Raw genomic sequence first — 11,874 nt, 5'->3', positions numbered from 1 at the left:
TGTCTTTCGTGCGGCCAAATTCCGGGGGGACAGTAGGCAAGTAATCATGCAAGGAGGGTGTGTATGAGTCGTCGTATTCGCATTACGGGGGTGCCCCGCGAGAAACCACAAATTGGCCTGTACGTACTGGCGCTTATAGAGCTGGCCCGGCAGCAGCAGGTACGGGCCAAGGAGGGGCGGGCAGCAGAAACGCAGGAAGCCCAGGCCCAGGAGAAGGAGGCCCGGGATGAGCAGTGATCTTCTGTTCTGGACCTGCCTGGTCGTCTGCGGCCTGCTCACCTCGGCTATGGCGGGGATCGTGGCCCTGCGGGCACGGGAAGAGGCCCGCTGGCGGCGGGACCTGGCGGTTTTCGCCCTGCGTTTTCCCCGAGGTATGGAGCCGATGGCGGTGACCGCGATGCTCACCGGCCTGTCGGGGCTGGCCGCGCCCTGGTGGCGGCGGGCCTGGGCCGTGCGCGGGGTGGTGATCGAGGTATCGGCCACCGCCGCCGGGATCGCCCATCACCTGCTGGTGCCACGGGTGGACACGGCCGTGGTGCTGTCCGCCATCCGGGCCGCCCTTCCGGACGTGGCCGTCACCGAGGACCCCGCTTACAAGACTCCGACGGCCACGGCCGCCGTGAGCCTTGGCCTGTCCACCCTGCGCCGCCCCCTGGATACGAGCCGCCCCGAAGTGGTGTCGACGGCGCTGCTGGCGAGCCTCCAACCGCTGGCCGCTGGGGAACGGCTCGTCATGCAGTGGGCCCTGATGCCCGCCCGGCCAACACGGCCGGTGGCCGACAGCACGGGGCCGGGGTCCGCTGGGTTCATCGGGCAGGTGATGGAGCGGCTGGTGTCCGGGCCGAGGCTCGACGCGGCTGCCGCCAAGGACCTGCGGGCCAAGCAGTCCGGGGCCATGTGGGTGGCTGCCGGGCGGATTGGAGCCACGGCCCGGACGCAGGCACGGGCGGGGCAATTGCTCGGCAGGGTGAACGCCGCCATGCACACGGCCCACGCCCCTGGGGTGAGCTTCTACCGTCGTCGCCTCGGGCGGGGCCGGGTGGCCGCAGACTTGGCCGCCCACCGCCTGCCGGTGGTGACGTTCCCGCTGGTGCTGAACGTCTCGGAGCTCGCGGCGCTCGTGGCCTTCCCCTTGGGCTCCGTGATGCTGCCGGGTCTACGGCTGGGCGGAACCCGGCAGCTGGCACCGTCCTCCGACATCCCCATGGGGCCGCGGGTGCTGGCCCGGTCAACCTTCCCGGGCGCGGAGCGACCCTTGGGGCTGTCGGTGACGGACTCGCTTCGCCACCTGCATCTGATAGGCCCGACTGGATCAGGCAAGTCGTCCTTGATCACGAACCTCGTGACCCAGGACATGAAGGCCGGGCGCGGCGTGGTGGTCCTTGATCCCAAGGGCGACCTCGTGGCGGACGTCCTCGACCGCGTACCCGAAAACCGCCGGGATGACGTCGTGATCTTGGACCCGGCGGACGAGGCCCGTCCCGTAGGGCTGAACCTGCTGTCCGGCAGCCACCGTGCTCCGGAGCTGGCCGCTGATCAGATCGTCGGCATCTTCCACCAGCTGTACAAGGCATTCTGGGGTCCGCGCACCGACGACATCCTGCGCTCCGCGCTGCTCACCTTGGCGGCCGAACCCGGCATGACGCTGACCGAGGTGCCGCTGATCCTCACCGACGCCGGATTCCGGCGGCGGCTCGTGGCCAAGGTGGATGACCCGGTAGCCCTCGGCCCCTTCTGGGCCGCCTACGAGGCCATGAGCGACGCAGAACGTGCCCAGGCCATCGGCCCCGTGATGAACAAGTTGCGGGCCTTCCTCCTGCGCCGCCGGGTGCGCAACGTCCTGGGCCAGGCCACGCCCCGGCTGGATCTGGCCGACGCCTTGGCCCGTCGCCGCATCGTGCTCGTGCCCCTGACCAAGGGCGTCTTGGGCGAGGAAGCGGCGGCGTTAGTCGGGTCCTTGGTGGTTGCCCGCGTCTGGCAGGCCACGCTTGGCCGCAGTGCGATTGCGGCGGAGCAGCGGCCCACCACCTTCCTCTACGCCGACGAGTTCCAGGACTTCATCAACATGCCCCAGAACTTCGGCGACATCTTGGCGCAGGCTCGCGGCTTGGGGTTGGGCATGACCTTGGCCCATCAGCACCTCGGCCAGCTTCCGAATGATCTCCGGGAAGCAGTCCTGGCCAACGCCCGCTCCCGGGTGATCTTCCAGACCTCGGCCTCGGACGCGGGGCGGCTCGCCAAGGAGCTGTCGCCCCATCTGGGGGCGTCGGACCTGCAAGGGCTGGGCGCGTACGAGGTGGTGGTGTCGCTGTCGGCGGGCTCGCGGGTGGCTCCACCCGCTACCGGCGCGACGTTGCCGCCGCCTCCGCCCACGGGCCAGGCGGCCGCCCTGGTACGGGCAGCTTCGCGGCAGCGCTGGGGCCAGGACCGGGAACCCGTTGAAGCCGCCATTCGGGCTCGGCATGAAGGCCGCCGTCCTGCCGGACGGGTTGGCCGCCGGGAGGTGTCCGAATGAGCCGGGGACTTCCGGCCGCTGTGCCGGTCGCGTCGAGTTGGCTGCCACGTTTGCCGTGGCCGGGCGCGGTGTCCCGGCCAAATGTGCAGACGACTCCCCAGCTCCTTCGTGAGGTGCATTCATGAGCCGGGGCTACGTCACCGCACGGCAGGTGGCGGCTCTGGCCGCAACCATCACGCTCCGGGAGCGGGAGATTCTTTCAACCGTGGCGGTGGTGCGCGTAGCCACCGGGGCGCAGTTGGTCCGGCTGCACCTGGGCGGCGTCTCGGCGCGGCAGGCCCGTGGCGTCCTGGCCTCGATGGTGGCTCGGCGGCTGGTGGGGCGGCTGCCCCGGCGGATTGGCGGGGTGCGGGCCGGCTCGGCGGGGTTTGTCTACACGCTCGACGTGGCGGGCCTGCGACTGATGGCCCCGGAGCGGCAACGTTGGCAGCGGCCGTGGCCGGTGGGGACGCCCTTCCTGGCGCACTCCTTGGCCGTGACGGAGCTGTTCGTCTCGCTGCGCGAAGCCGAAACCGCCGGGCTCGTCGTGGTAGCTGGCTTCCAGGCGGAACCGGCCAGCTGGCGCAGCTTCCCCGGTGTCGGCGGCGGGCGGATGGTGCTGAAACCGGACGCCCGGGTCGCCTTGAAGCTCGGCCGCTACGAAGACACCTGGATGGTGGAGGTGGACCGCGCCACGGAGTCCATGCCGACCATCCGCCGCAAGTGCGAGGTCTACATCCGCTACTGGCAGTCCGGCCGGGAGGGCGAGGTCTTCCCCCGGGTGCTGTGGCTGGTGCCGGACGAAGCCCGCCGCGATCAACTCCTAGCCGTCCTGAGCCGCCTCCCCGCGGACACCTGGCAGCTGTTCACCGTCGCCACCTTCAGCGAGGCCATACCCCGCCTGATCCAGGGGGCAGGCGTATGACGGAGCTACCCCGCAACACCATCCTGGCGGGCGACGCCGCTACCCGCTTGAGCGAACTGCCTACAGCCTCGGTGGACTCCGTGATCACTTCGCCTCCGTATTTCGCGCTGCGGGATTACGGCGTCGATGATCAGCTGGGCCTGGAGGCCACGGTGGACGACTGGGTAGCAGACCTGCTGCCGGTCTTCCGCCAACTGGCGCGGGTCATCAAGCCCACAGGCAGCGTCTGGCTGAACCTGGGCGACAGCTTCAGCCGCCACGCCAAGTACGGCGCGCCGCCCAAGGGCTTGCTGCTGGCACCGGAACGGCTGGTCCTGGCGCTGGCGGCAGACGGGTGGTTGATCCGAAATAAGGTGATTTGGAGCAAGACCAACCCCATGCCGTCGTCGATCTCGGACCGCCTGACCTTGACCTACGAGGTGGTCTTCTACCTCACCCGCAGTCCCAGATATTGGTACAACCTGGATGCCATCCGGGAGCCACACCGCTCCGGCGGCGGCAAGGCCGCGGCCAAGGCCGACTACGCCAAGCCGACGTACCGGGGGCCGCTGGCCGCCTCCAACGAGGGCCTGCGACGGGAGCGTCCGCCGGGGCAACCGGGCCATCCGCTCGGAAAGAACCCTGGGGACGTTTGGCAGCTGGCAGCGGCCAACTTCCGGGGATCGCACTTCGCAACGTTCCCGCCGGGTCTGGTCCGCCGTCCGCTCCTCGCAACCTGTCCAGAGGCGGTCTGTACGGCCTGCGGCCAGGGCTGGAAACGGCGCTACACCGTGCGGCATATGTGGAACGCGAAAGATCAGGAAGCCACAACGACCCGTGAGGCCGGTGACTTCATCCGGTGCGACTGCGAGGCCCCGACCGTCCCGGGCGTCGCCCTTGATCCATTTTTTGGAACCGGGACCGTAGGGGTGGTGGCCTGCCAAAACGGTCGTGATTGGCTCGGCATCGAGCTGAACCCGGAGTACGTGAAGCTGGCCGAAGATCGGATATCGAAGACCTGCGGGCCGCCCGGAGAGGCGACGGTCTGCCCCGTTTGACACCTCGCCGGTGTCGTGCGGCCGAAGTCCTCATCCAAAGGGATGAGCGGCCGCACCCGCACCGAGGAGGTTTCCGTCATGACGGAGCCATCAGGCAAGTCCGGGGCCTACAAGACCCTGGCAGTCCGGCTGCCGAATGCCCTGCATTCGCAGCTGGAGCTGATCGTCCGGGTGGACGACTCCACCATGGGGGCGGCCCTCCTGGCCGCCGCCGAGTTCTACGTCGAGGCCAAGCGCTCCGCGCCGGACTTCGCCGAGAAGGCGCAGGCCGTTATTGCCGAAGCCGAGGTCCAAGCCGCGGCCGCCCGCCAGGCGGTTGAAGCCCTGCTGAGGCCCGCCGCCGAAACGCCGGTGCCTGGCGAGAGCCCTGTCAAGCCTGGAACGCGGGGCGCCAAGTGAGGTAGCCAAACAGCTACATCCAATCGGCCGGAGGGGTGCGCGAACGCGCATCTCTCCGGCCATCAACCTGCCAGTTTTTGCCTGTGCAAAGCTAAAAAACGGGCGTTCGTGTGGGTCCAAATTCCTGGAAGAATGACGGGTATTTTGGGCCGGAAATGAAATAGAATGGGCTGGGTCGCACAATGATTTTTGAAGAACGGGAGGTCACTTATGGAAAAGCTATCATCAAATGTCGAACAGGCTTCGCAGAAGAAGGCCGTCATCTACCTGCGGGTAGGGCGTACGCCGGGGTGGGAAGCCGCCATCGACCGCCAGCGCCAGGAGTGCGAGGACCTCGCCAGCCAGCTGGGTGCGCAGGTCACCGGCGTCTACGCCGATCACGGTGGCTCCGGCAGGTTCGGCGACCGGCCGGGCCTACAGAAGCTGCTGGGCGACCTGAGACGAAGCCGTGATGTGTCCTGGTTCCTCGTGGCCTCCCGCGACAAGCTGGGCCGGAACATTACTGACAATCGGGGCGTCCGACTTGCGTTGGACGGACTCGGGGTGCGGCTCGTGAGCGCCGCCGAAGGCGTGCCGAGTCACGCACCAACCGAGGTGGACCGCTTCGCGGCGCAGGTCCACAGCACCGTGGCCGAGCTGTACCGCCACCGGAGCGCCCGGTGAACACCGCAGCGGCCGGGGCCGCGCTGCCACCCCTCCCGCCAATGGACCTCGCCATAGCCGAGCCGGAACGCAGCAAGCGAGCCGTGATCTACCTTCGGGTGTCGACTGCCAAACAGGTGAAGCGTGACGATGACCCAGACGGCTGCTCTCTCCCCGCCCAACGCGACGCCTGTGAGCACAAAGCTGAGAGCCTGGACGCTGAGGTGGTTGCGGAGTTCGTTGACCGGGGTGAGTCGGCCAAGACCGCTGACCGGCGTGAGTTCCAGAAGATGCTGGTCTTCGTCAAGCAGCAAGGCGACATCGATTACGTCATCCTGGACAAGGTGGACCGCTTCGCCCGCAACCGACGGGACGACGCCAACATCATGTTCGAGCTGAAGACCGTGGGTACGACGCTGGTCAGCGTCAAGGAAAACATCGACGAGACCCCCGGAGGGCAGCTGCTGCACGCCATCATGGCGGGCATTGCCGAGTTCTACTCCCGCAACCTCGCCACCGAAGCCCTGAAGGGCATGACCCAGAAGGCGAAATTTGGCGGGACGCCAGGCCGGGCCCCGGTCGGCTACCTCAACACCCGGCAGCGCATCGAGGGCCGCGAAGTCGCCATCGTCATTATCGACCCGGAGCGGGCACCGCTCATCCGGTGGGCCTTCGAGGCCTACGCCACGGGGGAGTGGACCATCCGCACCATCACCGAAGCCTTGGCCGAGAAGGGACTTAAGGCCCTGCCACACGGCCCCAAGGTGCCGGGGCCGCTGGCCCCCTCCCACGTCTCGCGAGTCCTGCGTAACCGGTACTACATCGGCAAAGTGCTCTTCAACGGCACCGAGTACGAAGGGCGCCATGAGCCCCTCATCTCGGACAGCCTCTTCCAGCGCGTCCAGGAGGTACTGAAGGCCCACGACCTGGCAGGGGAGAAGCAGCGCGTCCACAACCACTACCTCAAGGGCACCGTCGCCTGCGCTTGGTGTGGCAGCCGCCTGTGCATCACGAGGGCCAAGCAGTACTTCTACCTCTTCTGCTTGGGCCGTCACCAGCGCCGCACCGACTGCACCATGCCCTACCTGAGCGTGGAGGCCGTCGAGCAGGCAGTGGAGCGCTACTACGCCAGCGTCCGCTTCACCGAAGCCGAGCAGGACGAGATCCGCACCCAGCTCCGCGCGGAGCTTGATCGCCAGCATGCGCAGTCCGACCCGGAGCTTCAGTGGGCCAAGCGTCGGGTCGCGGAGTTGACCGAAGAGCGGCGGCGACTCGCCCGGGGTGTCGTGACTGGCAGCATCCCGGAGGATCTGGCACACGAAGAGCAAGCGCGGATCGCCAGGGAGCTACGGGGTGCCCAGAACCTCCTCGTTGCCGCCGAGACGGTCTACGAAAGCGTCGAGGAGACCTTGAGGCTGGCTCTGGCCTGGGTCGGCCGCTGCGGCGACGTCTACCAGGCAGCCGACGCCCGCATCCGCCGCCTGAGCAACCAGGCGATCTTCAAGAAGCTCCTCGTGGAGCCAGACGACGATGGCCCCGTGGTCACGGGTGTCGTGCTCAGGGAGCCCTACGCCAGCCTGGCCGGCACCGCCTTCCAGCGCGCGACCATCGACCGGACACCGGCCTCAGACGCAGCGAACCTCGGCCACGATCTTGTTCCCGGAAGGGATCTTGAGCGTGGGCGAGGTTCGAAAGAGATCAATTTGGTAGCCCGGGTGGGATTCGAACCCACACTGTCGGTGGTTTGAGCACCGTCTCTCTGCCGTTGGAGTACCGGGCCTGGCGGGGGAGGTACGTGGGGCGTCTCCGGGGTGAACGCGGCGTGGCGGTCGCGCCTCGGTCCACCTGTCGCTGCGCCTCAGGAGGTGCTCCCGCTGATGACTCTAGCCGGGTAGGGTGCGTTTCGACCTCTCGCCCCGCCCGTCGGGGCTCGGGCGGTATCCCGGGATCGGTCCGTGGTGTCGGTGTCAGGCACCGGCCGCGGCGGATGTGCTCCCGGCTCCGCCGTCGCCGCGGCGGGTGGAGCGTGACGTCATCGCGTGCCAGGCGGTGGCAGGCGTCCGGCGGGACCGACCCGGTCCCGAGGGCGTCGCCGCCAAAACCATGACGGTGAGCTGCCGCCAACCGGCCGCTGGGCGCATGCATGTGCGCCCGGTGCCGGCAGAATGGTGACGACGCCGACCGATCCCCATCGACGCCGACCTCAGGAGAACGTCTCGATGAGCAGCCAGCCATCCTCGACTCCGCGCCGGGTGCTGATCGCCGAGGACGAGGCGTTGATCCGTCTCGACCTGCGCGAGATGCTGCAGGAGGAGGGCTACGAGGTCGTCGGTGAGGCCGGTGACGGTGAGGCGGCCGTCGCGCTGGCCGGCAAGCTGCGGCCCGACCTGTGCATCCTCGACGTGAAGATGCCGAAGATGGACGGCATCGAGGCCGGTGCGAAGATCGCCAAGGAGCGGATCGCCCCGGTCGTCATCCTCACCGCGTTCAGCCAGCGGGAGCTGGTCGAGCGGGCGCGGGAGGCCGGCGCGATGGCCTACGTCGTCAAGCCGTTCCAGAAGAAGGACCTGCTGCCGACGATCGAGATGGCGATGAGCCGGTTCACGGAGATCGTGAGCCTGGAGGCCGAGGTCGAGGACCTGCAGGGCCGGCTGGAGGCTCGCAAGATCATCGAGCGGGCCAAGGGCGTGCTGCAGACCGAGCACAAGATGACCGAGCCGGACGCGTTCCGCTGGATCCAGCGGACCTCGATGAACCAGCGCCGCACGATGCGCGCGGTCGCCGAGGCGGTCCTCTCCGGGGAGGCCCTCCCCGGCCAGTGACCCGCGAGCACAGGCCTGACGGCGCGGACGACGGCGACCGCGACGACGAGGGCCACGGGCACGGCCAGAGCCGGGGTCAGGGTCAGGGTCAGGGTCAGATCCAAGGGCAGAGCCAGGGGCTGGAGGGTCAGGGCCAGCAGGAACAGAGCCTGCAGAACCAGGGCCTGCAGAACCAGGGCCAGCAGGATCAGGGTGCCATGGGCCCGGCCGGGTCGCCGCTGCGACGGGTGGGGCGGTGGCTCTCCGGGAGCGCCCGGGGCGGCGAGATCGTCGCCACCGATCCGGTGGTGGGCGGCGGCGTCGATCCGGACGGTCCGCTGGTGCCGGGCTGGCAGGCCGCCAAGGCGTGGTTCGCGGCGGCGGGGCGGTGGGTGCGGCGCTCCGCGCTGGCGACGGGCGCCTGGGTCGGCCGGCGCGGCCGGACGCGGCGCGGGCGGGCGGCGCTGGCGGGGCTGCTAGCCCTGCTGGTCGCCCTCCCGACGGGCCTGACGCTCGGCCTGCTCACGCTGCGCGACGGCGGCGGCGCCGACGGCGGGCCGGGCGGCTCGCGCGGGCCGCTGGTGCTTCGGCTCGGGGTGATGGCGCCGCTGTCCGGTGACCTCGGCAACATCGGCGGGGCGGTGCGCGACGCGGTGACGCTCGCCGTCGACGAGGTCAACAAGGACCAGGCGATTCCCGGCTGGAAGGTCGAGCTGGTCGCCAAGGACGACCTCTCTCGGCCGGACGGCGGCGCCGCGGCCGCGGAGGCGTTCGGCAAGGAATCGTCGCTGATCGGGGTCGTCGGGCCGCTCAGCTCCAACGTCGCCCGCATCGCCGTGCCGGTGCTGGATGCCGCTGGCGTCCCGGTCGTCTCGCCGTCCAACAGCGCGCCGGAACTGACCGCGCAGGACGAGCCGGCCCGCACCCGCAAGCGTCCCTACGACCGCTATTTCCGGCTCAGCGGCAGCGACGCGCTGCAGGCGAAGGCGGGCGCCGACTACGCCGTGCACACCCTGCGGCGGACCAGGATCATCGTCGTCGACGGCGGCCCCAGCTACGGCGACACGCTCGCCGGGCGCTTCGCCAGTTACGCCCTCGCGGCCGGCGCCCAGGTGCTGACCACCTACCAGGTGAAGGGCGACGGCGCCGACGGGAAAGAGGTCCAGGAGGTCGCCGAGGGCATCCAGGAGCTCAGTCCGGACCTCGTGTACACCACCACCGGCTACCTGTTCGCCAGCGCGCTGCGCCAGCGTCTGGCGGACGAGGCGATCTCGGTTCCCCTCATGGGAACCGACGCCATGCTCAGCGCGCGCTACCTCGACTCCGCCGGCGAGGCGGCCGAGGGGGACCTCGCCACCGACCTCGCGGTGCCGCTGTCCCGCCTGCCCGCCGCCGGCGCCTTCGCCGCCGAGTACCTGAAGCGCTGGGGGCCGGTCGTCGGCGGTCCCGAGCAGCCCGCCATTCCTGACAAGAAGTCCGCCTCGCCGACGCCGTCCTCCCCGTCGGCTGGACCGTCCGGTTCGGTGGCCCTGCCGGGGGCCGGCGCCCCGCGTCCGGGTGGGAGCGGCGAGCAGGGCGGGGGTGGGCAGGGCCTGGGCACGGCGGGTACGCCGCGCGCCGATGACTCCGGCGCGGACGGCGCGGGCGCTGGCGCGGATGGCTCGGGCCGTGGCGACGAGCCGCCGGCGGTGACCGACCAGGAGGCGGACATGATCCCGGCCCTGGCCGCCTATGCCTACGACTCCGCGCGCGCCCTCCTGCGCGCCGCCGCCGTCGTCCTCCCCGGCCGGGCGGCCATCGACGACGCGACCAGGGCGGCGATCGCCGCCCAGATCGCCCGCGGCTCGTTCGCCGGCGTCACCGGCCAGGTCGCGTTCGACGCCTTCGGTGACCGCCGCGACCCGCCCGCCGTGATCTACGCGATCGCCAACGGCCGCTTCGTCCCGACGGTCCTCCCAGCCAGATAGTCCGTGCTCTGGGGGCGCTGTCCCACCCATCGGGACTACAAAAAGTGACGACACGCTTACATTTAGCTTTTGGTTTGGTCTGATCGGCCGTTAGGTTGCCGCCCGTCCGGCGATCGTCGGGCCCGCGTGGGGGCGTCCCGGTTACCGGGTCCCCGTCGATCCGCGCCAGCGGACCGGCGGGGAAACAGCGCCCACGCGGTCGGCACGGCTGGGCGAAGGGACAGACCATGGGTGGTCTGGGGCGGCGGCTTCGGCTGCTGGGAGCCGTCGCGGCGATGGCCGCGGTGGCGGTGGCGGCGGCCGGCTGCGGCGGTGGCGGCGACGACGGGGCCGGGGCGAAGAAACAGTTCGCGATCGGCTTCCAGGGCCCGCTGTCCGGCGAGAACCAACAGCTGGGCATCAACGCCTACGACGGCGTGCTGACAGCTGTCGACGCGGCCAACCGGAGCGGAACGCTGCCGTTCACGCTGCGCATCGTCGCCTCCGACGACCAGGGCTCCCCCGAGCAGGGCCCGACCGCCGCGCAGAAGCTCGTAGACAACTCCCAGGTCGTCGCCGTGGTCGGCCCGATCTTCTCCGGCGCGACGAAGTCCAGCGAGCCGCTGTACAGCCAGGCCGACCTGCTGTCGGTGAGTCCGTCCGCGACCAACCCGCAGCTCACCAGCCTCGGATTCGACAGCTTCTTCCGGGTGATCGCGCCCGACACCGTCCAGGGCACCGCCGCCGCGGACTACATCGCCAAGGCGCTCAAGGCAAAGCGGGTGTTCTCGCTCGACGACCGCAGCGACTACGGCACCGGCCTGTCCACGGCGCTCGAGAAGGCGCTGAAGGCCGAGAAGGTCACGGTCACCCACGACAGCGTCAACCCGACCAAGGACTACATCTCCGAGGCCACGAAGATCATATCCAACGGTCCGGACGCCGTCTACTACTCGGGGTACTACGCCGAGTTCGCGCTGCTGGTGAAGGCGCTGCGCGGCAAGGGCTACGAGGGCAAGATCCTCGCGGGCGACGGCTCGAACGACGACCAGCTCATCGAGCAGGCCGGCGCGGGCATCACCGAGGGCACGCTGCTCACCTGCGCCTGCGGCGACGCGAACTCCGACCCGAAGGCCGCGTCCTTCGTGTCCGAGTTCAAGCGGGTCAACAGCGGCATCAAGCCCGGCACCTACTCCGGCGAGGCCTACGACGCCACCCAGGCGATCATCTCCGTGCTCGCCAGGGAGGGTACGGGCGCCACCCGTGCCTCGGTCCTGCGCGACTTCCGCGCCGTCGACATGCCGGGCGTCACCAAGCAGATCAAGTTCGACAGCCACGGCGAGGTCGCGGGCTCGACGGTGTACGTGTACGAGGTCCGGGACGGCAAGCGGGTCGTTCTCGGCCCGACGACCGCCCTGCTCAAGCCGTGACCCCTGCTGACGAGGTCGCGGCGGTATCGCCGGCCGGCCACGCCCCCGACGCCCCGGCATCGCCGGAGGCGTCGGGGGCGCCCGGCGCACCACCGGCGTCGGAGCTGTCCAGCGGCCAGCCTGGCGATGGTGTGGACCAGCCGGATGGCGGCGCGCGGGACGGCAACGGCCTGACCGATCTTGCCGGTAGCTGGGACCGC

10 protein-coding genes and 1 tRNA gene are annotated in these 11,874 nt (G+C 69.9%); 10 read left to right on the top strand and 1 reads right to left on the bottom strand.

Annotation, left to right across the window (positions count from 1 at the left end; translation table 11 throughout):
- Window positions 1–63 precede the first annotated feature (63 nt).
- The 7 genes from FRCN3DRAFT_RS54535 (at window position 64) to FRCN3DRAFT_RS58015 (ending at window position 7,245) form a co-directional block, all read left to right on the top strand.
- Window positions 64–237 (top strand): hypothetical protein, encoded by a 174-nt coding sequence (locus FRCN3DRAFT_RS54535; RefSeq protein WP_007515305.1) that lies wholly within the window; start codon window positions 64–66, stop codon window positions 235–237.
- A 160-nt stretch (window positions 238–397) separates the two neighbouring features.
- Window positions 398–2,515, top strand: a complete 2,118-nt coding sequence (locus tag FRCN3DRAFT_RS0237085; protein WP_198536204.1) for a type IV secretion system DNA-binding domain-containing protein — start codon at window positions 398–400, stop codon at window positions 2,513–2,515.
- 151 nt (window positions 2,516–2,666) lie between these two features.
- Window positions 2,667–3,419, top strand: a complete 753-nt coding sequence (locus FRCN3DRAFT_RS0237080; RefSeq protein ID WP_198536203.1) for a replication-relaxation family protein — start codon at window positions 2,667–2,669, stop codon at window positions 3,417–3,419.
- Window positions 3,416–4,456 carry a DNA-methyltransferase gene (locus FRCN3DRAFT_RS0237075; RefSeq protein ID WP_007515309.1) on the top strand — a complete coding sequence of 347 codons (1,041 nt, stop codon included), beginning with the start codon at window positions 3,416–3,418 and terminating at the stop codon, window positions 4,454–4,456. Before FRCN3DRAFT_RS0237080 ends, FRCN3DRAFT_RS0237075 begins: the two co-directional genes overlap by 4 nt.
- A gap of 42 nt (window positions 4,457–4,498) precedes the next feature.
- A complete protein-coding gene (locus tag FRCN3DRAFT_RS0237070) occupies window positions 4,499–4,855 on the top strand; it encodes a hypothetical protein (protein WP_027141273.1) in 357 nt (118 codons plus the stop codon).
- A gap of 210 nt (window positions 4,856–5,065) precedes the next feature.
- Complete coding sequence (locus tag FRCN3DRAFT_RS58020) at window positions 5,066–5,518, top strand: recombinase family protein (protein ID WP_007515311.1); 453 nt, start codon at window positions 5,066–5,068, stop codon at window positions 5,516–5,518.
- A gap of 41 nt (window positions 5,519–5,559) precedes the next feature.
- Entirely contained in the window at window positions 5,560–7,245 is a 1,686-nt protein-coding gene (locus FRCN3DRAFT_RS58015; protein WP_425343365.1) for a recombinase family protein, read from the top strand.
- On the opposite strand, the gene FRCN3DRAFT_RS0237055 is transcribed toward FRCN3DRAFT_RS58015, so the two are convergent.
- Window positions 7,202–7,277, bottom strand: a tRNA-Leu gene (locus FRCN3DRAFT_RS0237055). The two genes, FRCN3DRAFT_RS58015 and FRCN3DRAFT_RS0237055, sit on opposite strands and share 44 nt — an antisense overlap.
- 439 nt (window positions 7,278–7,716) lie before the next feature.
- Here FRCN3DRAFT_RS0237055 and FRCN3DRAFT_RS0237050 point away from each other — a divergent pair.
- The 3 genes from FRCN3DRAFT_RS0237050 (at window position 7,717) to FRCN3DRAFT_RS0237040 (ending at window position 11,674) form a co-directional block, all read left to right on the top strand.
- Entirely contained in the window at window positions 7,717–8,319 is a 603-nt protein-coding gene (locus FRCN3DRAFT_RS0237050; protein ID WP_007515313.1) for an ANTAR domain-containing response regulator, read from the top strand.
- On the top strand, window positions 8,316–10,265 hold the full coding sequence (locus tag FRCN3DRAFT_RS0237045; RefSeq protein WP_232794371.1) for a branched-chain amino acid ABC transporter substrate-binding protein: 1,950 nt from the start codon (window positions 8,316–8,318) through the stop codon (window positions 10,263–10,265). Before FRCN3DRAFT_RS0237050 ends, FRCN3DRAFT_RS0237045 begins: the two co-directional genes overlap by 4 nt.
- Window positions 10,266–10,492: 227 nt before the next feature.
- Complete coding sequence (locus FRCN3DRAFT_RS0237040; protein WP_007520330.1) at window positions 10,493–11,674, top strand: branched-chain amino acid ABC transporter substrate-binding protein; 1,182 nt, start codon at window positions 10,493–10,495, stop codon at window positions 11,672–11,674.
- The last annotated feature ends 200 nt before the right edge of the window (window positions 11,675–11,874 follow it).

This window comes from Pseudofrankia saprophytica (assembly GCF_000235425.2).
Taxonomy (GTDB): domain Bacteria; phylum Actinomycetota; class Actinomycetes; order Frankiales; family Frankiaceae; genus Pseudofrankia; species Pseudofrankia saprophytica.
This window is presented reverse-complemented; position numbering and strand designations above follow the sequence as displayed.

Bases quoted from the DNA above. Each gene is read 5' to 3' on its own strand.
- FRCN3DRAFT_RS54535 (WP_007515305.1), top strand. From the start codon at position 64: ATGAGTCGTCGTATTCGCATTACGGGGGTGCCCCGCGAGAAACCACAA.
- FRCN3DRAFT_RS0237085 (WP_198536204.1), top strand. From the start codon at position 398: ATGCTCACCGGCCTGTCGGGGCTGGCCGCGCCCTGGTGGCGGCGGGCC.
- FRCN3DRAFT_RS0237075 (WP_007515309.1), top strand. From the start codon at position 3,416: ATGACGGAGCTACCCCGCAACACCATCCTGGCGGGCGACGCCGCTACC.
- FRCN3DRAFT_RS0237070 (WP_027141273.1), top strand. From the start codon at position 4,499: ATGAGCGGCCGCACCCGCACCGAGGAGGTTTCCGTCATGACGGAGCCA.
- FRCN3DRAFT_RS58020 (WP_007515311.1), top strand. From the start codon at position 5,066: ATGGAAAAGCTATCATCAAATGTCGAACAGGCTTCGCAGAAGAAGGCC.
- FRCN3DRAFT_RS58015 (WP_425343365.1), top strand. From the start codon at position 5,560: ATGGACCTCGCCATAGCCGAGCCGGAACGCAGCAAGCGAGCCGTGATC.
- FRCN3DRAFT_RS0237050 (WP_007515313.1), top strand. From the start codon at position 7,717: ATGAGCAGCCAGCCATCCTCGACTCCGCGCCGGGTGCTGATCGCCGAG.
- FRCN3DRAFT_RS0237040 (WP_007520330.1), top strand. From the start codon at position 10,493: ATGGGTGGTCTGGGGCGGCGGCTTCGGCTGCTGGGAGCCGTCGCGGCG.